This is a genomic window from Veillonella sp. T14073-2, from assembly GCF_002959875.1.
GTDB lineage: Bacteria > Bacillota > Negativicutes > Veillonellales > Veillonellaceae > Veillonella > Veillonella infantium.
Genome location: NZ_PPDC01000014.1, coordinates 108476 through 129350, shown reverse-complemented (window position 1 = coordinate 129350; position 20875 = coordinate 108476). Strand labels below are relative to the sequence as shown.

Below are 20875 nucleotides of genomic sequence, written 5' to 3'. Positions count from 1 at the left end.
AAGAGTCTAACTTTTTGAGGTCACTACACATGTACGGGTGCTTTTATTAGTTATTAAAATCAATATATTCTGTTTTAGAGGATGCTACTGGATTCCCATTAGAATCAGTAGCAGGATTAAATCGCCATGTAGAGATCTTTTCTACAAGTGCTTCGTCAAGAGCACTGATTCCACTAGATTTTACGACTTCTATATCTCCTACAGAGCCATCTTCATTAATGGTAAAACGCACATCAGCACTATGAGCTGCGCCACCATAACCAGCAATATTAATTTGATCTAAGGACGGTGTAGATATCGCTACAGGAAGTTGAAATGGAGCTGCCAACACAGAAGCTACCATACTAGTTACAAACAACGCACTCAACAAAGTACAACGCAACACTTTATTCATCATATTCTCCTTATTTAGCTGTTACAGCTTGTTTAGGTAGAGTAATTGTCATCCCAATAATAGATTCATGAGCTTTTTGATCCACCCCAATAGCAGGTGTGAATTTCCACTGCATGATTGCTTTTTTTACGGCTTCATCAACTGGAGCATAACCAGAGGAACGTTCTACAAATACATTTTTAACATTCCCTTTTTTATCAATCAAGAAGCGTACACGCATATTAGGTGCGACCGTAGCTGTTTGAGGAATCTCAGGCAACTCAGGTTTTACAATATCCACTTCTCGTGGAGATTCTAAGAACTTAGCCGCATCAGCCGTATAATTACCTAATACGCCAAAAGATGCAACAAGTAAAGCCGCCGCAGTGAATCTGAATACTTTATTCATAATAAGCCTCCTTATTAACTCGTATCTATGCATAATATCATACTAAATAAAGATGAATATTTAAAGAGCATTTTATTGTTGATAATTTTTCTCATTTATGCTATATTCAATATAGCGAAACTGATCGGACTTACATATCAGGTAGATATGACAAAAAATTACACAAAGGAGGTTCATCATGAGACGTAGAAAGCGTATTCAAATGAAGGTCATGATGGTACTTGGTATCGTTGCCCTCGTTGGGCCTAACCATCTACAAGCTCTCATCCACTAATGGATCATGACCCTAGCAGACGAACGTATAACTGCCAATAGCCGCTACGTTAGTAGCGGCTATTTTTCTGTTTAAATCAGGGTAGTAAATCACCTTTTCAAAGCATTTTATCTGTTAATTATGTATTCTTAATTATTTATATTGGTTTTTCTACATTATCATTACATCATTTTTGTATTAACAAGATAACTAAAGTTTTTAAATTCACTAACTATAAAAAGGAGGTTTATTATGAAATTCAATCGAGTCGTATTAGTTGTCTTATCATTAGTACTTATGTTATTAGCCCTTGCAGGCTGTGGTAAAGACACCGCTCCAGATAGTCAGAAAAAATTAAACGTCGTTGCCACAACGACAATGTTAACGGATTTAGTAAAAGAAATCGGCGGTGACCATGTGTCCGTCCAAGGTCTTATGGGACCCGGCGTAGACCCTCACCTCTACCAAGCGAGCGCCGGCGATGTAACAACTATGTCTAAGGCAGATGTTGTAGTGTACAACGGCATTCACTTAGAAGGTAAAATGGGTTCTATTTTTGACAATTTAACAAAACAAAATAAAGCTACTATCCGCGTATCCGACGCTATTGATCCAGCTACTCTACTCGACTTTGACGAAGAAGATGGCGTGAAAACTAAAGACCCTCATATTTGGTTCGATGTAGCGAATTGGAAACTAGCTGCCAAAGCTGTATATGAAGGTCTTGCGAAAGCAGATCCAGCTCACAAAGAGGATTTCAAAAAACGGTATGATGCATACCTCACTAAATTAGATGAAACAGATGCGTATATCAAAGCACAAGCAGAATCTATTCCTAAGGAATCCCGCATTCTAGTAACAGCTCACGATGCATTCCAATACTTTGCTCGCGCATACGGCTTTGAAGTAAAAGGTTTGCAAGGTGTAAGTACCGCTACAGAAGCAGGTACACAAGATGTGAATGAGCTTGTGCAATTCATCGTAGATCACAAAATTAAAGCGATCTTCGTGGAATCTTCTGTACCACACAAAACAATTGAAGCCGTTCAAGAAGCAGCTAAGGCTAAAGGCTGGAATGTTGCCATCGGTGGCGAATTATACTCCGATTCCCTCGGTTCTGAAGGCACTGAAGGCGGCACATATATTGGCATGGTAAAAGCTAACATCGATACCATCGCCAAAGCACTTAAATAACAGGAAACAAAATTAACAAAAGGAGGTCTCCATGGAATGGGCCGTTGAAGTTGAAGATATGACCGTAGCCTATACGACAAAACCCGTATTATGGGACGTAGATATGAAGGTACCCATCGGTTCTTTAGCGGCCATCGTCGGCCCTAACGGGGCCGGTAAATCTACATTATTAAAGGCCATGTTAGGCCTATTAACAGTTATCTCAGGTAGTGTTAAGTTTTATATCGACCACCACTTAGCGATGGACAAAAAGGATTACAAGAAAATCGCCTATGTCCCTCAAAGCGGCAGCGTAGACTGGGACTTTCCTACTACCGTATTAGACGTTGTACTTATGGGCCGCTATGGTCATCTAGGTTGGTTCAAACGACCAAGTAAAAAGGATAAAGAGCTGGCTCTCTCTATGATTGAAAAAATGGGCATGAGCGACTATGTAAATAGGCAAATCCGTCAGCTTTCAGGGGGACAACAACAGCGTGTATTCCTCGCGAGAGCTCTCGTACAAGAGGCAGATATTTACCTCATGGACGAGCCTTTCAAGGGCGTCGATAAAACAACGGAGCACGCTATTATTTCACTTTTACAAGAAATGAAAGCGCGGGGCAAAACGGTTATTGTCGTACACCACGATTTAAATACGGTGCCTCAGTATTTCGACTGGGTAACGATGGTCAATAAGCAAACTGTTGCCTATGGCCCCGTAGTAGATACCTTTACAGACGAAGCCATCGAGCGCACCTACGGCAAGGGGAGGATTGTATGACCATACTCCAATCCTACACGACGCAGATGGTGTTGCTCGGCACAGCGCTCTTGGGCCTTGCCAGTGGTATTGCAGGCACCTTTGCAGTACTGCGCAAGGAAAGCCTCATCGGTGATGGCCTCTCCCACGCGGCACTACCTGGTGTAGTCATTGCGTTCTTACTGACCGGCATAAAAGACATTGAAGTACTGATTATAGGTGCCGCCCTGTCCTCTATCACTGCGGCGTGGCTCATTACCGTCACCGTAGAAAACAGCAAAATCAAATTCGATGGCGCTCTGGCTACTATACTATCTGCGTTCTTTGGTCTTGGTATGGTTCTACTCACCTACCTTCAAAGTCTAAACAATGCAGGTCAGGCGGGGCTTTCAAAATTTATATTTGGACAGGCCGCCACCATATTAGCCCGCGATGTGTACATCACATCAGCAGCAGCGCTCATCATTATCGTTTTAACAGCTTTATTTTGGAAAGAGCTAAAACTCATATCCTTCGATGTGGAGTACGCCAAAACACTGCAAATTCCCGTCACATTTACGTTGATCTTATATCGTTCACTATTGATCATGACCATCATCATCGGCATTCAATCAGTAGGGGCTATCTTAATCAGTTCTCTCCTCATTGCACCGGCCGTAGGAGCCCGTCAGTGGACAAATAAGCTAGGTACCATGTGTATACTAGCAGGATGTTTCGGCATGGTGTCTGCTATGGGCGGTACCCTTTGGAGTACAACAGTACAAAAACTGCCTACAGGACCTGCGATCATCGTCATTCTGTCGGTTATCGTACTGTTAAGCCTCATTTTTGCACCTAATAGAGGCATGTTGTGGCAATTCCGGAAAAGAGGTGCCCCATGACAGTACATACAGAGATTTTACTCATCGCTATTGCAGTATCCATCGCGTGCGCTATCCCTGGTGTATTCCTCGTGTTGCGCCGCATGTCCATGATGGCCGACGCCATTACGCACACCGTATTCCTGGGCATCGTGCTCGCATTCTTTGTAACGGAAGACTTAAACTCTCCCTTGCTTTTAGTAGGGGCCACCTTAGTCGGCGTAGGAACGGTATGGCTTACAGAGATGGTTCATAACACAGGCCTCGTCAACGAAGACGCGTCCATTGGTATCATCTTCCCGCTCCTCTTCTCCATTGCTATCATACTCGTCAGTCTCTATAGCGGCAATGCGCACCTTGACGTAGATACGGCACTTCTAGGGGAAATCGCGTTCGCTCCATTCGACAGATGGATTGTAAACGGTACCGACTTAGGTCCTGTATCACTATGGATTTCCCTTGGGGTAGCGATCATCAACCTCGTATTAGTTATGCTCTTCTACAAGGAATTGCAGCTATCCACCTTCGATCCACTATTGGCAGGGCTTTTTGGCTTTATGCCCGCCCTTATCCACTACGTGCTCATGACCATGGTATCCCTCACCGTAGTGGCTTCCTTCCAAGCGGTAGGCGCCATCCTCGTTATCGGCCTCATGATTGGACCTGCGGTTATCGCTTATTTATGGACGGACTCTGTGAAAGCCATGCTCACTAGCAGTATCATCATCGGCATTATCTGTGCCGTCATCGGTACAGAAGTCGCTTTCACCCTAGATGTATCCATTGCAGGTGCTATCGCAACGACGATCGGTGTCGCTTTATTAATTGCCGTTATTTGCACGCCAAAGACGGGCTATATCGCAACCTATCTTCGCCAACGCCACTTGCGTCGTCACTATCGAGAAACAATGATGCTCTGCCATATCTACACCCATATGAATACACCTGTAGCGGCCATTGAAAACGGTATCGGTACTATTCACGAACACTTGAACTGGAAGCCAGACTATACACACCAAGCCGCATCACACCTTAAGAAGCAAGGCTTGTTATATGTAACAAATGGGTACTATATGCTGACCGATAAAGGCGTGGCACAAGTTAAAGAAATCATTTAATGATCCATATGGATTTTGGAATACACAAAGATAAGCAAATCCGTATAGTCTAATTAAATGAATTGTAGAAACTTAATATTTTTCCCAACAAAATAAGCTGAAATCAATGCACTGCAAAGATTTCAGCTTATTTTATTTGTTGAACTGAACGCGCATCTGATACCATTTGGCACCGCCATGATCAGACTCTGATTCACCTTCATTTACAAAACCAAACTTGGCATAATAAGGGATTTTTTCTTCCTTACAGGTTAGAATTACACCCTTACGTTTTTCCTCTCTCGCAAGGTCGATGAACGCCTCAATTAACTGACCACCTATACCGCGATTGCGGTATTCTGGCATTGTATTTAAGCCAAATATCATCTGCCATGCGCCATTGGGGTTATGCAAAGAAGCATCAGCGAACATCTCATCCGTTAAGATTTCATCATCCGTTACAAATCCATCGATAAAACCAATCGGTGTATCGCCGTCAAAGGCAATTAAAAACTGACCTGCATAATGGTCTAAGCGCTCCTTAAATGCCTCACGAGGTGCCGCTTCAGCAGGAGGAAAGCAAGTTGCTTCTATACGTGTCACTAAATCTAAATCAGCAGTTGTCGCTTTTCGTATTAATATATCCATATCTTTCTCCATCGTATTTACATATCGGTTTTAGTATATACCGTTTATAAAACAAAGGCTACACATTCAATGAATGATGCGTAGCCTTATATTAATAGTCTCACAAATTACTTTCCATATAATTACTTTCCATATAATTACTTTCCATATAGATTGTTCAGCAATTATTTTTCCGTATATTTCGGTACATTACGATATTGCATTGGTAAGGAATTCTCTTTCACCTTAAAGCCGTGCTTCTCGTAAAATGGTGCATTCTTGCTATCACCAATCATAACATTGATGTACAAATAAGACTTGTAAGCGTCTTTCACCATTTCTAGCAAATGACCTGCAATACCTCGGCCATGATAATCGGGATGAACTAGCACATAATTGATGAAACATACAAGCTCGCCATCATCCATGACGCGGATAAGACCCACCAAACGGTCGCCATCCCAAGCACTAATCACACGAGAGGAATTCATGAGAGCCTTGTGCAGACGATCTGGATATTTACCTACTACCCAACGAACAGACAGAAATAAATCTGCTACTTGCTGGGATGTAAAATTTCGCTCCTCAGTATATGTAATCTCCATAAAAGCTCCTCCAATGAATCCCAAGATAGCTCTATCAATCGAGTTCCTTGCTCATATAGATAACATCGTCCATAGGGTTATGATAATACGGATCACATTCAGTAAAGCCATGCTTCTTGTACAAATAAATCGCTGCTTGCAACGGTTCAATTGTATCTAGCACCATTTCTTTATATCCAGAAGTCTTAGCATGGTCCATGATACTTTCAATCAGACGATCCCCGAGAGCATGACCACGCCCTTCGGGACGTACATAGAGGCGTTTCATTTCACAACGGATATCGCTATGCTGATAATACGCCACCATGCCGAGCACGACATCATTATCATCAATAGCAACCAATAATTCACCATTTGGTGCCGTATATTTTTCTGCTATATCTGCTAATTCCTTATCTAAATTCTGAAAGGACAAATCGCGACCAAGCCACTGCGTATACTCAGTGATCAACTCTTTTACTTGATCTAAATACGGCTTGCCATCAATAATTTTAATCATATAAACTCCAATGGATATAATACTCTATAATTATTTTTCTCCATATGGCTTATGTTGAAAAATTTCTTTTACAACCCCTTCACCAACAATATTTCCGCCTTCCATGATAAAGAACTCAGTACCTGCTTGTAGAGCAGAATAATCTACAGTTTCATACAGTGGCAACGCATTAGCTCGTATCGGCTGATCAAAGGTAACATCCTCACCATCAATAAAGTTTACACCTAACAGCTGTTCAGAACCCTTTATAACAAGATGAGGGCAATACTTTCCATTATTCAAATTCGGTGGAGTTTTCCTCTTCTCGGTGAAGAAAGTAACTGTACAGCAAATAGTAAAGTCTAAATCGCTCATTTCCGGCCTCATTCAACTACATATACCATATCACCTTTAAAGTATATGTTCATTATACAGTGTACGGGATTTCCTTCGGTCCACAACCAACCTTGCAGCACAGCTCGCCCCCAGTTATAGGTCTCTGTAATAACCTCGAATTCACTTTCACTATACTCCTGCTGATACTGAGGCAACTCAATTCTTTTACCTGTGAAAGTATCTAATATTGTACTATTAAAGACGAGAATTTCTAAATCATCTATATCGCACGTCTCAAACACAACTTGAGCCTTATGAGTTTGTTCAACACCATTCTCATAAGAGAAAATGTACTCAAAAGTAAGAATCAAATTATCATCTTCATGTTCTATTTTTTGGACCCTTGCATCGTGGAGCGAATATTTTGGATACTCGCCAAAAGATTTTGTCGTTTTCATAGCTATCTCCAGTTATATCGCCATAGGGAATGGCTTTAAACCTTAAAATACATAAATCTAAATCATTACTAATGGAGAAATTATAAAAGCATAAAAATATTGTTATCTATTTTAGGCTACTTAATAAACAGTCTTAATAGTAATCAATAAGCTCATAAGTACTTATATAGCCAATATTAAAATCATTACGAAAATAGTCTTTTTGTAAAATAAACTTTATCCTTATAATTTAATTTTAAATATAAAAGCTAGTGAATTCTAAATTCATCAAGTATCACTGCAGCTTCTTCAATCCTTAGAGAGACCAACACTTCCAATATCCCTTCATAGGCAGTCATCAATTCAGCATCACTCTTTATTTTATCACTAAATGCCAAAAATGCTTTTGTAATAATCATATTTAGAGTTGATTCAACTGCATTTACTTGTTGTTGCAACTCTTTTCTATTACCCGCCTCAAGATTCCTTATACTTTCGTGTATAGGTATGAGGATTTCAGGTAAAAGCTCTGTAATATGTAACTGATATATTATATTGATTAGTTCTATAAAGTGTTCATGCCCATATCTAGACCAAATCTCTACAAGAAACATTTTATCAGCATAGGAGTAACTAGTTTGAAGTTCATTCCAATCCTTCATAGTATATTTTGGAAAAGTCAAAAGCAACATTTCAGTTAACTGCTGCTTTACCCATCCTTCCGGTAAAGTTAAAATACGCTCTTCAATTTTCAAAATATTACTTTTTAATAATTGACGAATATTTATATTTGTATATCCGTCAAAATAAGATGCTAAAAAACAAGAGCCAATCTCAACAAATACCTCAACTCCATCATTAGTAATATCTGTAAAATCAACAGAATCAAACATAATTGTAAGTGCAGGTTCTATATTCCTTTGAGTTGTCAGATATTGTGCTAAAAAATGTATCACTTCATGTTTAGAAGAATAATCTAAAAATTCATAATGATCTCGAATTTTACAGCATCCAATCATGGTTGGAAAGAGTTCACTAAAAACCAAAACAAAATCACTATCGTTAAAATCAAGACCACAGTTTATAGCGTAACAAAGAGTTCCTATTTCACACTTATCTATCGTCCAGCTAGAATAATCTTTTTGTAACCCCTTTATTAAAAAATCTTCAGCTATTTCTTTACGTTTATTTTTATATAAAGGAATGTTATTCGTTTCACATACTCTCTCTATCCAAGTAGGAGGTTTCTGCATATTTGGAAAATATTTATATGATGGCTCCTTAAGACAAACCTGCTCAGCATTATACAAATATCTTCGCATTTCATCTTCAGAAACCTCTACAATAGTATTAAACATGGATTTTGCTAAAACCTTATTAGTCACTAAATAATGCTTAAGCTGAGTAGAAATTTCATTGATAATCCCATGATGGCCTCTGTAAAGAATACAATCAACCATAAGATGGGATAGTCTCTCCTTCACAATATCATTAAGAGTATGTTCCATCTGTGTAAATAACACTTTTGACAGGGATATATCAAAAATAAACGATTCACCATTAAATAATTTCTCAATACCCTCAATCCAAATCTGACAAAATTTCGATCTACACTCTTCATCCATCTCATCAAAACCAAATGAATATGCTATAAGCCCAACCAATACCTGTTCTATCTCTGTCGTTATTGTGGCAGTATGTTGTAATGACCTTAGTACTTTTATTTGAGCTAAACATGATGCGAGGTCAAAACAATTTGTCTGCATTTTTTCATTACACTCTTGAATAATATGCTCTAACTTTCTTTGTTCAACAATAAAAGGAGTTTTATCATTATCATCAGTGATTTTTTTTGCTTCACCAACAACGACTGGTTGAATTTCTATAAGATTATTTTCAACACTTCGTATCGATACATTTCTAAGATCCATCTTTTGAACCTGTAAATTTTCTTTAGCATATTCTTTATTATTTGGATATAAAGAATATAGATAGTCTAATACAGACTGGGCCTGCTCAACAACCTGACTACTACTTATTAATTGTATTTGAATCATATACTCCTGTAATGATAAAAGAAGATTCTTATCAATAGGATATCTTTTTTCAAAATCAGGAATTCCCATTGTTTGCAAAATTTGTTTTTCAAGCAAAATCTTTACTGGATTTGGAGCAAATAATACAACTCTATTCGTATCAGCAACAATCAGTTCAAGACTACTTAATAACTCTAGTGAATATCCTGGCAATAGTTTTTTACAATAAATGCCTACATAGGAAATAACCGTTAACATCATTACATTATTTGCATTTTTTAATATTTCCTGTTTGATAAACTGCAAAAACTCTTTTTTTCTTTCATCATCACATTGATTAGAATTTAACAACTCTATAATATTTCTTGTAAGAACATAAAGTGCATCATCAACTAGATAATGAATCCCACCTTCTTGTGTTCCAACAAGCCAAAATTTATATGAAAAAAGATACTCTTTATCGATTATATCAGGTATATATAATTTTATTTTTGAAAGTTCATTTGGCGTCTTTTCATATACAGAATTTGCGACATGATTAGTTAAATTTATAATCCACCTCAAAGCTACTTTAAAATTATATCTCACAAGGATATGTAAGAACATATTCTGAGAAATTGTTTTAAATGTATATGAATATGAATCCGCCTGTTCTGATAATCCCCACACTTCAGATTCAGTTATAGATCTATGATTTAAAAATCTAGGCCTCCTTTTCATTTTTCTTTGCTCTAACCAATATATATCTGCTAATCGGCATAGTTCTGCACCTAAATAAATTGCAAGACGAGGCGTTGTATTTTTTAATGTATATTCAATAAAATCAGTTGAATTTCTTCCAAGTGAATTATCTTCATTCTTTATAAAAGCTTCACTAATCTGTTCCCAAAACGCTTTTATCCATGAAATAGCATAATCTGCCATTAAATATAGTGCTGATAATAGGTTATTAACTAACTCAACGTGTAACAAATCCCATTGTTTTTCAGCACCTTCTAACTCTTTTTGAATATAATACTCCAATATCTCACAAGCATTCTGTGCTATTATCGAATTAAACTGACCGATTTTAGAATAGTCTACACAAAGCTTAATAATCTCATCTTTATATGCCTCATTCTTATATTTTTTTGTAGTAAATAATAAACTAATAAGACATTCTCTACCTATACCAAACGGAGATAAAATTGCATAATCATTATTATGTAAAAGTTTAATTACTTTTGTACTAAAAGCATAAAGATTTTCAAGCTTTAGAAAACGTGTTAAAAGCTCTCCATTAATAGTATCCTCATACTCACTAAAAAAGTCCTTACAAAAATCTGATTTCAAAATTCCTATTATCGTTTGATCTTTCCATTTACTTGGAATATTATCAGTATAAAGCAAATTGTATAAAAACTTTCCTCGATTATCCCGAGTAAACAGCTTATTTTCCACCCATATCTGATACCTTCTATACACACATCTTCCAAAAACTTCTATAGACGTGAAAAAATCAGCATATTGCCCTTTACAAAGATCAAACTTATTATCAATAAGTCTTTCAAAGCAAATATCCTCAAAAATATCATATTTTAATCGAATTTTATTTGAATTACGTACTATTACCCCATTAGATTCTAAAATTGACACAATTCTAGAATCTAATTCATCCACTAATACTCCAGAAGAAAAGCGCTTTGCCCGCTCAAGCACTATATATTCTATTATTTGACGAATTTCAGTAGGCTTGATTTGCGGGTACACATTATTTCTACCCAAACATATAATCTCAGTCCAAATATAGCTTCTAAATGAGTTAATATTTTCAATTTCTGTTTTATCATCTATTCTCGAAACAATTAAATTTAAATAGAAGAGATTATTTAAAATCTGCCCGTATACAGGATTCGCCTTTACCCCCATAATTACAGGATACTTGCTAGCAACTGCATTAATCTCACTATTCTCCAGCACTGTAAGTCCAATATTTTTTATCGAAAAATGACTTTCAATTTTCAAGAATGCATTCTTATCAGAAGATCTACACGATGTGATAATATAAACATGTTCATAATTAACTGCATTATTATAAAGCTGAAATAAAAGATCCTGTTTTGATTTTGGTGCATCAGCAATAAATTCAAGTGCATCAATATATATATAAATTCGTTTATTGGCTGTATATCGGAATACATCTTGTAAATTAAGATTCCAAATAGAGTCAAGAGAGCTAGCTTCTATAAATCTTTCAGCGCGTGCAAATAAAACAAGATCTTTATCTTTAAGAAACTTTTTACATAGTGCAGATTTTCCGGATCCAGCAACACCTTGAACTGAAATAAATCTAGCTGCACTTTCATTCATTTCACTTAGTATCTCTGATCTATTAATCTCATATTCACCTGCAATTAAATCATCAATACTATTCTCAATCAATGATTTACTATCATTAATAGCTTGTTTAAGACTCGTTACACAAACCGATATCGTATTACCTTCATGAACGCACAGCTCATAAAGACTCTTTTGAAAATCCAAATCGACTTTGGCTTTTTCTATTATACTCTTTGTTGTAATAAGATGTTTGTCCTTTAAAAACGATATATTACCAATTTGGTTATCATTCGAGTAGTCTTTTACATTTGAAATAGAAGAATTATCCAATACAAAAAAATAAACTTCTTTGATTTTATCTATATTAACATCACTACTATCACGAATTTTTTCAAGTGTAGATTTAATTTTTTCTGGTATATTTTGATTAGTACTAACTTGTACAAAAATTTCAGCATTCTCTGAGATAAGATCAACATAAGGATAATTTCCCCTAGTACTATTCAAATTAAAAAAACGTTGCCCAAACCAAAGACTCGTACATTCAATAGCAAACAGCTCAAAAAGAGTAGCATTATCAAATAATCCTAACTTATTTAATATTTTGATATTATTCTCATAGTTTACAATATAATCATTAATATATTGAATTCGTTCTGCTGATTCTAACATATTGCCCTCTAATTTTTCTATAAAACTAACACTTTATCAGAATATCTTATTATAATAACAATAAGATTCAAAATTATTACTCTAACGCCATTTTAGTCCACAATTACATAACATATCAATCACCAGTCATTAAAATAAGCCTCCTACCAAAAACATAGGAGGCTTATTCAACTTTGATATAAGTATACGTAAAAAATTAGGTAATGTTAAATGCATTTTTCAAGTCTTGAATTAATGAAACACAATATAACTCTAATTCCTCTTTATTTAACTCTACTATTCTTTTAAATCCTGATCCTCCTACAGCTCTTCTAAAGGTTTTAATTAATTTTTTTGTAAAACCATATTTTCTAATATGCTCAAACTTGTCTTCTAAAGATAAAGATACTATTTCTGGATCATCTAATTTTTTTTGCTTCCTGTCTTTTAAACAATCATTAATTACTTCTATATTATCATTAATAAACTTTTCTTTTTTTGCATATAAATCTTCATCAGATATAGGATGCTTCAACAGTTCTTTTTCAAATGTATAACATTCTAACATACAATATTTAGTTAAAACTATTTTATTTAAAAAATCCTCCTTTTTTAATTCTTTATCAAATTTACAAACTTCATCTATAACTTCTCTTTTTTGTTTTTCTGTATTTCCACCATCCGAATCTACAATAAAAACACTTTTAGAGTTTGTATTAATATATTTCAAAACACTAGAATTAACTGCCATGGATAATTTTGATACACTAGTTAACATCATAAATTTGGAACTTATATCATCTCTGAATATCGTCTTGACTAAATACTCATAAGCCTTCTGATCATCTTTTCCTTCAACAAAGACAAGATACTCTTTTCCTAAAAGATATGTTATATCATAACCTAGCAATTGCATTACCTCTAAACTAGATTCTAACGGTTTAATCTTAGTAATAGGTAATGAGTGCTTAGTCGGATTTTCTCTAAAAATTTTAAATAATGTTCCTCTATCAAAGCTCATTATAGACATATGAGAATGAGTAGTTAACATAACTTGATGTTCTTTTGCAATTGTACAAATAAAATCTGCCATTCTCTTTTCCAATTTAGGATAAAGGTATAATTCAGGTTCTTCAAGCAAAAATAAAACAGGTTCAACACCACTTCTCTGCATCTCCAGTAAAGTTTGTAATAATACAATCTTATACATACTTCTTGTCCCTGAACCAACAGATTGAAAGTCTATATCTCTATCTATATTTGCAAATCTAAAGTTTGTTTTTATATGTATATTTTCAAAAAGTTGATTCGAGAATTGCCATGATATTTTTATAGTATCATCATAAGAATCTTGAAGATTATTATTTAATTTATCAGTTATTTCAAGTGTTTCTTCTTGAACACGTTTTAATAGATATTGATTAATCTCAGGTATAGATAGCTCCGAAATTATTGTATTATCAACTAATTGATTGGTGAGAGTTTTTTTTATATTTATTGAAGGTAACAAAAGTCTAAATAATTTATTAGTAGTACTATCAACCTCGCCTAAACCTTCTCCCAAAAAATTTCTTTCATCATGTAAATATGCATATCTAGGTTGTATAATCTTTTGAATCTGTCTAATTTCTTTAGAACTCAACTCAGATGTAATCGATTCACTAAAGCTAGCATCCGTCAAAAAGATATTTGACTCTATCGCCTTATCATATTTATAAACAATTTTAAAATATAAAACATTACTATGATTATCAATTCCCCATTCTTGTTTTATATTCTTTCGTAAATCTTTCAAATAAGCTTTACTTTCTAATCTCCTACGTCTTTCGCCTTTAGATTCTTCAAGTGCATTTGAATACCATTTTGGCTTATTATTATTTAAATCTGAATTCTCTAATATACGCTTAATTGAAAAGTCATCAAACTCTATGCCTATACCTATAGTAATTTCATCTTCACGATTTCCAGCTTTATCAAATCTAAAATCTGACTCCTTTATATTATATTCTCCTAAAAAAGTTAATATCGCAAATAATATAGAGCTTTTACCAGAGCTATTTTCTCCTATTAATCCTAATTTATTAGAAATATTACTAATCTCAATTTTTTTTATAGATCTATAGTTTTTTATAAGTATTTTTCTTATCATCTTAGTCCCTTATCACATAGAGTCATTATAAATTTTAGATAAACTATAAAACTACAATTATCTACTATAAAAACTCTATAGTCTTTCTCCCTATATAATTGATTAATACTATTCTCATTTATTTACTGCCTACCAACTTACACTTATCATTATATGAAAGCCTTCCACTTAAATAAAATGGAAGGCTTTAAAAGTTAATATATTCTTTTATTCCCACTCAATTGTAGCAGGTGGTTTAGATGTAATATCGTACACGATACGGTTGATGTGTTGTACTTCGTTTACGATACGACGGGAGATTGTGTCCAATACATCGTAAGGGATGCGCGCCCAGTCAGCAGTCATGAAGTCTGTTGTTGTTACGCCACGCAATGCCAATGTGTAATCGTATGTACGGAAGTCACCCATAACGCCTACGGTACGTGTAGATGTTAATACTGCAAAGTATTGGTTGATGCTACGATCAAGACCAGCTTTTGCAATTTCATCACGGAAGATGTAGTCCGCATCACGCAAGATGTCTAATTTCTCTTTCGTAATTTCGCCCATTACGCGAATAGCAAGGCCAGGACCTGGGAATGGTTGACGCCATACGAGGTAGTCAGCCAAACCTAATTCAGAACCAAGTTCACGTACTTCGTCTTTGAAGAGGTTACGCAATGGTTCAATAAGGCCTTTAAAGTCTACAACTGCAGGCAAGCCGCCTACGTTGTGGTGAGATTTGATAACTTCAGCTTCGCCAGTACCGGACTCGATAACGTCAGGGTAGATTGTACCTTGCGCTAAGTAATCAACGGAACCGATTTTACGGCCTTCGTCTTCGAATACGCGGATAAATTCTTCGCCGATAGCTTTACGTTTAGCTTCTGGATCTTCAAGACCAGCCAATTTATCTAAGAAACGTTTTTCAGCATCGACGCGGATGAAATGCATGCCGGAATCTTTGAAAGCAGCTTCAACTTCGTCGCCTTCGTTTTTACGCATCAAACCATGGTCAACAAAGATACAAGTCAATTGGTCGCCAACAGCTTTAGAAATAAGAGCTGCTGCAACGGAGCTATCTACACCGCCAGACAATGCCAACAATACTTTGCCATCGCCTACAGTGTTACGGATTTCTTCAATAGCAGTTTTTGCATAGTTTGCCATTGTCCATGTGCCTGTGAAACCACATACTTCGTACAAGAAGTTGTGAAGCATTTCTTTACCATGTTCAGTGTGCAAAACTTCTGCATGGTATTGCATAGCGTACAATTTACGTTCTTTATTTTGCATGGATGCTACAGGGCAGTCCTTTGTATGAGCAATGATTTCGAAACCTTCTGGTACTTTTGCTACATAGTCAACATGGGACATCCAAACGATTTGGTCTTCGTCCAAACCTTTGAACAACGGAGATGTAGTGTCCACTTTAGTAGGCGTTTTACCAAATTCACGGTTGTCCGCAGATTTAACTTCGCCGCCCAATGTATGCGCCATAAACTGCATACCATAGCACATGCCAAGAACAGGAATACCAAGTTCAAAAATCTCTTTTTCAATTTTTGGAGAGTTTTCTTCATACACGCTGTTAGGGCCGCCTGTGAAGATGATACCTTGCGGTTTTAATTCTTTAATTTTGTCCAGCGCTTTGTTGTATGGATATACTTCGCAGTATACGTGATTTTCACGAACACGGCGCGCGATCAATTGATTATATTGACCACCAAAGTCAACAACAATTACAAATTCCTTGTTTTCCATGCCTTCCTCCATATGCATCTTTGTGAAAGTATATTCACTATTTTTAATACCCTTACATTTCTGTACTGGCGGTGCGTTTTCTAGAGCAAAACGCTAAATTTCATTACATTTCATTATACCATACGAAGTATATGGACTCCATATATTCCGTATGAAATTTATGATTAATATTTTAATGTTCGGATTTTGGTTTTACTCTATACAAAACTCAATACAATGAGATGACCTATAAGAGGCTCTACCCTTTCAAGAGACTATTCTTTCTCAGGCTCACGTTTAGACATTTTTACGGCACCTACAGGACAGATGGAGTAACAATCGCCACATCCGATACAACCTTTACCTATATTAAATCGAGTCTCCCCTTGGGTAATGCATTGAACAGGACAATCTACCGCACACGCACCGCACTTAACACAAGTATCATCGATAATAAACTTTAGATTTCCCATTCTACATCACCTCCTATGTCTAACAATGCTATGTCAATATTGCTACATCAATGATATATATGTTTTTTCCAGATACTACCAGTTAAAAGTATTTATTTTTAACTGGTAGTATCTCAAATATAGACATATCTAGTCGAAGCGAAATTAAAGCAATTTATTTTTATTTAGCTCATCATTATGTGCTATAGCCGAGTAGATTGCTTTAGCCACGCCATGATGGTTATTATCCGTCGTCACATAGCGCGCTGCTTCTTTAATATTCGGCTTCCCATTGCCCATAGCTACGCTAGCACCTGCAAAACGTAGCATGGATAGGTCGTTCTCACTATCCCCTAATGTCATGACTTCATGGGGACTAAATTTCCAGTGATTTGCCAGTGCTTCTACAGCGGTCCCCTTTGTGGTATGTGGTAGTACGAATTCGAGATTACCTTCACTAGAGAGCAGTACATCGTAAAATCGTTCACGACCTGTACCATCATGAGACATACCTTGATATTCATCACGCAAATCTTGTAAGATTCTTTGGCGCATAGACTCATCGCCGTAAAAGATTTGCATCTTCTCAGGGCCTTCGTCTAAGGCTTCCATATGAGCTAGTAAATCAGGCACCATAGTTCGTGTTGCCAAGATAAATGGGCGGATATTAGGTCTAAAGAAGAAATTAGACTGTTCTACTTCACATTCAGATAAGTTATCATTTGCTGCTTTATCACCTTCAGCTAAGGCATAGTGATCATAAGTTTCACCAGGCAGATGTCCCCAAAGACCTTCCTCATCTGCACAAGCACATAAACGTTCCGGTGTAATACAGCGAGATGGCGGATACATACCAAAGATTTTATCTTTCACATAAGCCTCTACATAAACACCATAGGTTAAAAGTTTGCGCAACAAATAGAGTGCCTGTTCTTTATCAAAGGTTACATGGAACAAACTACGGTTTTCTTCCTTGTCCATTACATAGGCCCCATTGGTACACATGAAATAGCGTAAACATGGTAGTTTCTCGATAACATCATTCATCTCATTCCAAGCACGACCAGAAGCGATGGCTACGCGAATGCCACTTTCACGAGCAGCACGAATAGCCTCAATAGCCTCATCAGGAATTGCTTTTGCATCGTTAACTAATGTGCCATCAACATCAGAGGCTATAAATTTAATAGGCTTATCACCCTTGAGACCTATGTAGTTTTTAATTTGTAATGTTTCAGTTGAGGACATGAAGCCTCCTTTAATACAGTAGTATATAAATAGATAAAGAATTAAATAGATATACAGTTATCTAGATAAATAGTTGTGTATATAAATAGTTGTGTATATAAATAGTTGTATTTATAAATAATTAAGCAGATAGAAATGTATTTCTACTCAGCAAGATATTTCAGTAGGATATTAAAGTTTATAAGGTGTAAAATATAAACTAACAGAAGACCTACATAGAAATAAGAGCATCTAAATAGAAATTAAAACATAGATTGGAAGCGAGATAATATGCATATAATAATCGATCGAGATGCTGTTTGTGCAGCCGATGATGCTAGTTGGCATCGCGAAGAATTTACCGTACCAGATGATATGTCCATAGCCGGTTTATTCGAATTTCTTGAGCTTAAGTACATTCCGGTCATCGCTGGAAACAACGTGGTATGGGCGCTCTATCACCAAGATGTTGAGGTAGGAAGCTATTTCACCAAGATTCAGAGTTTTATCAATGGCAACATACCATTATCGTCCATTATTAGTAATTCTGAAAGAGACAATACATTCTATCTAAGATATTACAGCTCGCCCCATCGATATAGAAAGCACTGTATTAGCATTGGCCCCTTATCTAAATGCTAGTTGGTGAGATTGCATACAAATAAAATTATTTAGATACATTAAATTTAGATGCATTAAATTCAGCTACAATCTCTTCTAATACTGCTGGATTTTCTACCAATCTTAATAATGTACGACCAATAATATTGGCTCCATCAAGGATTGTTTGTTCAATGGTTGGTTCTAGCATAGCGGCTGCGAATTCTTTAGAGTGACATACTTTATCGTCCCCAGCAAGTCGTAATTTAGGGTGGAACGCCGCACATTGATAGCTCACATTACCAATATCTGAACTGCCCCCAATATCCGCTGGGCCCGATTTAAAATCTATGCCCATATCAGTCATTACGTCTTCAATAAGTAATGTACCTCTTTGGTTTTGATTCATATCATCATAGGGATTGCCGTAAAATTCTATGTCGACTGTTGTTCCAGTACAAAGGGCTGCTCCTTCAAAAATTTTCTTAATCTGTTCAGATAGACCATTCAAATAGTCCCGTTCGGTATGACGTACGGTTACTTCTAACTCGCCAAACTCAGGGATAACATTAGAAGCAGTACCACCGGCAATAATCCATGTACCGATGCGCGTTTCAGGTCGCACTTGTTGGCGCATCATATCCATCGCGTGAATCGCAAGTTGTACGCCATTTACCGCATTAATGCCGTTCCAAGGCTCACCTGCTGCATGGGCTGGTTTACCATGATAGCGTGCACGGAAACAGTCTAGTGCCAAGAATTGTGAATTAGGTCGAGTTTCTTCACCATCGAGGTGAACCATGATAGCCAAATCATAGTCCTTAAACACGCCTGCATTACACATATCCACCTTACAACCTGTAGCTTCTTCATCTGGTGTACCGATAATATCAATGTCCATATTGAAAGCAACGCCGTCTTGTTGCATTTTGCGGAGCGTTAATGCGGCGAGCACACTCATGGAACCGCTCGCACAGTGACCACATGCATGACCTACCTCAGGCAACGCATCATATTCACAGAGGATAGCCAAACGTCCTTTAGGGTTATCTACTTTTACAGGAGATGCCTTAAACGCTGTTGGTAGATTACAAAATTCATAAGTTACATCCATACCATATTTTTCGAGAACAGCACCAATCGTTTTTACGGTCTCAAATTCATGACTAGAAAGCTCAGGATTCTTAGCTAATGTATAGTTAATAGCAAACGCATCAGGTGCAAAGCTTTTACAAAGATCTGAAAAGGTATTTGTAAGGGACATATTACCTCCATGTATATATCCAAATTATTGTAAAGAATTTTAGTACTCTACAATAAAGAATAGAAAACTCATTTACTCTTAATTATACAATGTTATTGCCTATTATTGTAAAATTCCGTACAATATAAACAGAATTTGATAAACCATGTATATGGATGTTTGAGGAGGTTTCTATGTTTAAGTTCAAAAAGTTGACAGCTATCGCCCTCGTAGCGGTAGCAGCAATGGGTTTATTGGCTGGTTGTGGTAATGACAAACCAAAAATGACACAACAAGAAGGTGTATTGCGTGTAGGTTCTGAAACTACATTCCCACCATTCGAATTTACTGAAGGCGACAAATACGTTGGTTTCGACGTTGATTTGTCCGAAGCAATTGCTAAAAAATTAGGTTTAAAAATGGAATTCAAGTCCATGGGCTTCGATGCTTTGATTCCAGCTGTTCAATCCGGCGATATCGACATGATTGCAGCAGGCATCAATGCTACGCCTGAACGTGAAAAAGTATTGGACTTCTCCGATGTGTACTTCGATCAAGGCGGTTTCATCACAGTTGTTCGTAAAGACAACACTACAATCCACAACATGGACGAATTAGCAGGTCATACTGTAGGTGCTCAAATCGGTACTATCCCTGTTGAAATGGCTCAAAAAATCCCTAATACAACAGTAAAACAAATTGATTCCAATGCTAATATCTTCATGGAATTGAAAGCTGGTACAATCGACGGTGCTATCATCGATAACGCAGTGGCTATGTACTACCTTAAACAAGGTGCTGACAAAGACCTTAAACTCGTAGGCGAACCTACTAAAGCTGAAGGTACAGTTCTTGGCATGAAAAAAGGCAACAAAGCTTTACAAGAAGCTGTTAATAAAGCTCTTAAAGAACTTAAAGAAGACGGCACTTACCAAAAAATCTACGACAAATGGTTCGGCGATTACAACAAAAAATAATATCTATCTCTATGAACTAGGATAAATATGACCCCTCTGAAAGACTTCAGAGGGGTTTTTTCCTCTTTTGCGGTCTCTTACGTTCGTT

The 20875-nt window shown here is 36.5% G+C and carries 18 protein-coding genes; 5 read left to right on the top strand and 13 right to left on the bottom strand.

What is annotated here, in order from left to right; translation table 11 throughout:
• Window positions 1-46: 46 nt before the first annotated feature.
• On the bottom strand, window positions 47-394 hold the full coding sequence (locus VCHSUH04_RS09835) for an energy transducer TonB (protein ID WP_105086422.1): 348 nt from the start codon (window positions 392-394) through the stop codon (window positions 47-49).
• A gap of 10 nt (window positions 395-404) precedes the next feature.
• The gene (locus VCHSUH04_RS09830; RefSeq protein ID WP_105086421.1) at window positions 405-782 is read right to left on the bottom strand and encodes an energy transducer TonB; all 378 of its coding nucleotides are present in this window, start codon (window positions 780-782) and stop codon (window positions 405-407) included.
• A 505-nt stretch (window positions 783-1287) separates the two neighbouring features.
• Here VCHSUH04_RS09830 and VCHSUH04_RS09825 point away from each other — a divergent pair.
• The 4 genes from VCHSUH04_RS09825 to VCHSUH04_RS09810 are packed head-to-tail and all read left to right on the top strand — an operon-like array spanning window position 1288 to window position 4949.
• The gene (locus VCHSUH04_RS09825) at window positions 1288-2229 is read left to right on the top strand and encodes a metal ABC transporter solute-binding protein, Zn/Mn family (protein WP_105086420.1); all 942 of its coding nucleotides are present in this window, start codon (window positions 1288-1290) and stop codon (window positions 2227-2229) included.
• Window positions 2230-2260: 31 nt separating this feature from the next.
• Window positions 2261-2992, top strand: coding sequence for a metal ABC transporter ATP-binding protein (locus VCHSUH04_RS09820; RefSeq protein WP_005378256.1), 732 nt, complete (start codon window positions 2261-2263; stop codon window positions 2990-2992).
• Complete coding sequence (locus tag VCHSUH04_RS09815; protein WP_105086419.1) at window positions 2989-3852, top strand: metal ABC transporter permease; 864 nt, start codon at window positions 2989-2991, stop codon at window positions 3850-3852. The genes VCHSUH04_RS09820 and VCHSUH04_RS09815 overlap by 4 nt, the downstream gene beginning before the upstream one ends.
• On the top strand, window positions 3849-4949 hold the full coding sequence (locus VCHSUH04_RS09810) for a metal ABC transporter permease (RefSeq protein ID WP_105086418.1): 1101 nt from the start codon (window positions 3849-3851) through the stop codon (window positions 4947-4949). The genes VCHSUH04_RS09815 and VCHSUH04_RS09810 overlap by 4 nt, the downstream gene beginning before the upstream one ends.
• A gap of 132 nt (window positions 4950-5081) precedes the next feature.
• On the opposite strand, the gene VCHSUH04_RS09805 is transcribed toward VCHSUH04_RS09810, so the two are convergent.
• From VCHSUH04_RS09805 to VCHSUH04_RS09750, 11 genes are all read right to left on the bottom strand, one after another.
• Window positions 5082-5576: a GNAT family N-acetyltransferase gene (locus tag VCHSUH04_RS09805; RefSeq protein ID WP_105086417.1), complete on the bottom strand. Its 495-nt coding sequence runs from the start codon at window positions 5574-5576 to the stop codon at window positions 5082-5084.
• 164 nt (window positions 5577-5740) lie between these two features.
• Window positions 5741-6160, bottom strand: a complete 420-nt coding sequence (locus VCHSUH04_RS09800) for a GNAT family N-acetyltransferase (RefSeq protein WP_105086416.1) — start codon at window positions 6158-6160, stop codon at window positions 5741-5743.
• A 34-nt stretch (window positions 6161-6194) separates the two neighbouring features.
• Window positions 6195-6659 carry a GNAT family N-acetyltransferase gene (locus VCHSUH04_RS09795; RefSeq protein ID WP_199176444.1) on the bottom strand — a complete coding sequence of 155 codons (465 nt, stop codon included), beginning with the start codon at window positions 6657-6659 and terminating at the stop codon, window positions 6195-6197.
• Between the two features lie 30 nt (window positions 6660-6689).
• Window positions 6690-7013 carry a hypothetical protein gene (locus VCHSUH04_RS09790; RefSeq protein ID WP_105086415.1) on the bottom strand — a complete coding sequence of 108 codons (324 nt, stop codon included), beginning with the start codon at window positions 7011-7013 and terminating at the stop codon, window positions 6690-6692.
• A gap of 8 nt (window positions 7014-7021) precedes the next feature.
• Window positions 7022-7432: a hypothetical protein gene (locus VCHSUH04_RS09785; RefSeq protein ID WP_105086414.1), complete on the bottom strand. Its 411-nt coding sequence runs from the start codon at window positions 7430-7432 to the stop codon at window positions 7022-7024.
• A 248-nt stretch (window positions 7433-7680) separates the two neighbouring features.
• Entirely contained in the window at window positions 7681-12438 is a 4758-nt protein-coding gene (locus tag VCHSUH04_RS09780) for an SMEK domain-containing protein (RefSeq protein WP_105086413.1), read from the bottom strand.
• 196 nt (window positions 12439-12634) lie between these two features.
• Window positions 12635-14566 (bottom strand): ATP-dependent endonuclease, encoded by a 1932-nt coding sequence (locus VCHSUH04_RS09775; protein ID WP_105086412.1) that lies wholly within the window; start codon window positions 14564-14566, stop codon window positions 12635-12637.
• A gap of 207 nt (window positions 14567-14773) precedes the next feature.
• Window positions 14774-16309: a glutamine-hydrolyzing GMP synthase gene (gene guaA, locus VCHSUH04_RS09770; RefSeq protein ID WP_105086411.1), complete on the bottom strand. Its 1536-nt coding sequence runs from the start codon at window positions 16307-16309 to the stop codon at window positions 14774-14776.
• A gap of 254 nt (window positions 16310-16563) precedes the next feature.
• The gene (locus VCHSUH04_RS09765; protein ID WP_105086410.1) at window positions 16564-16761 is read right to left on the bottom strand and encodes a DUF362 domain-containing protein; all 198 of its coding nucleotides are present in this window, start codon (window positions 16759-16761) and stop codon (window positions 16564-16566) included.
• A gap of 144 nt (window positions 16762-16905) precedes the next feature.
• On the bottom strand, window positions 16906-17988 hold the full coding sequence (locus tag VCHSUH04_RS09760; protein ID WP_105086409.1) for an HAD family hydrolase: 1083 nt from the start codon (window positions 17986-17988) through the stop codon (window positions 16906-16908).
• A 646-nt stretch (window positions 17989-18634) separates the two neighbouring features.
• Entirely contained in the window at window positions 18635-19831 is a 1197-nt protein-coding gene (locus tag VCHSUH04_RS09750) for an amidohydrolase (RefSeq protein WP_105086407.1), read from the bottom strand.
• Between the two features lie 173 nt (window positions 19832-20004).
• On the opposite strand from VCHSUH04_RS09750, the gene VCHSUH04_RS09745 reads away from it, so the two are divergent.
• Entirely contained in the window at window positions 20005-20787 is a 783-nt protein-coding gene (locus VCHSUH04_RS09745) for a basic amino acid ABC transporter substrate-binding protein (RefSeq protein ID WP_105086406.1), read from the top strand.
• The last annotated feature ends 88 nt before the right edge of the window (window positions 20788-20875 follow it).

What these genes read in the sequence shown, in the direction of transcription:
- VCHSUH04_RS09775 (WP_105086412.1), bottom strand. Translation starts at nt 14,566, where the DNA reads ATGATAAGAAAAATACTTATAAAAAACTATAGATCTATAAAAAAAATT.
- VCHSUH04_RS09785 (WP_105086414.1), bottom strand. Translation starts at nt 7,432, where the DNA reads ATGAAAACGACAAAATCTTTTGGCGAGTATCCAAAATATTCGCTCCAC.
- VCHSUH04_RS09820 (WP_005378256.1), top strand. Translation starts at nt 2,261, where the DNA reads ATGGAATGGGCCGTTGAAGTTGAAGATATGACCGTAGCCTATACGACA.
- VCHSUH04_RS09800 (WP_105086416.1), bottom strand. Translation starts at nt 6,160, where the DNA reads ATGGAGATTACATATACTGAGGAGCGAAATTTTACATCCCAGCAAGTA.
- VCHSUH04_RS09815 (WP_105086419.1), top strand. Translation starts at nt 2,989, where the DNA reads ATGACCATACTCCAATCCTACACGACGCAGATGGTGTTGCTCGGCACA.
- VCHSUH04_RS09835 (WP_105086422.1), bottom strand. Translation starts at nt 394, where the DNA reads ATGAATAAAGTGTTGCGTTGTACTTTGTTGAGTGCGTTGTTTGTAACT.
- VCHSUH04_RS09760 (WP_105086409.1), bottom strand. Translation starts at nt 17,988, where the DNA reads ATGTCCTCAACTGAAACATTACAAATTAAAAACTACATAGGTCTCAAG.
- guaA (WP_105086411.1), bottom strand. Translation starts at nt 16,309, where the DNA reads ATGGAAAACAAGGAATTTGTAATTGTTGTTGACTTTGGTGGTCAATAT.
- VCHSUH04_RS09830 (WP_105086421.1), bottom strand. Translation starts at nt 782, where the DNA reads ATGAATAAAGTATTCAGATTCACTGCGGCGGCTTTACTTGTTGCATCT.
- VCHSUH04_RS09780 (WP_105086413.1), bottom strand. Translation starts at nt 12,438, where the DNA reads ATGTTAGAATCAGCAGAACGAATTCAATATATTAATGATTATATTGTA.
- VCHSUH04_RS09795 (WP_199176444.1), bottom strand. Translation starts at nt 6,659, where the DNA reads ATGATTAAAATTATTGATGGCAAGCCGTATTTAGATCAAGTAAAAGAG.
- VCHSUH04_RS09765 (WP_105086410.1), bottom strand. Translation starts at nt 16,761, where the DNA reads ATGGGAAATCTAAAGTTTATTATCGATGATACTTGTGTTAAGTGCGGT.
- VCHSUH04_RS09825 (WP_105086420.1), top strand. Translation starts at nt 1,288, where the DNA reads ATGAAATTCAATCGAGTCGTATTAGTTGTCTTATCATTAGTACTTATG.
- VCHSUH04_RS09790 (WP_105086415.1), bottom strand. Translation starts at nt 7,013, where the DNA reads ATGAGCGATTTAGACTTTACTATTTGCTGTACAGTTACTTTCTTCACC.
- VCHSUH04_RS09750 (WP_105086407.1), bottom strand. Translation starts at nt 19,831, where the DNA reads ATGTCCCTTACAAATACCTTTTCAGATCTTTGTAAAAGCTTTGCACCT.
- VCHSUH04_RS09805 (WP_105086417.1), bottom strand. Translation starts at nt 5,576, where the DNA reads ATGGATATATTAATACGAAAAGCGACAACTGCTGATTTAGATTTAGTG.
- VCHSUH04_RS09745 (WP_105086406.1), top strand. Translation starts at nt 20,005, where the DNA reads ATGTTTAAGTTCAAAAAGTTGACAGCTATCGCCCTCGTAGCGGTAGCA.
- VCHSUH04_RS09810 (WP_105086418.1), top strand. Translation starts at nt 3,849, where the DNA reads ATGACAGTACATACAGAGATTTTACTCATCGCTATTGCAGTATCCATC.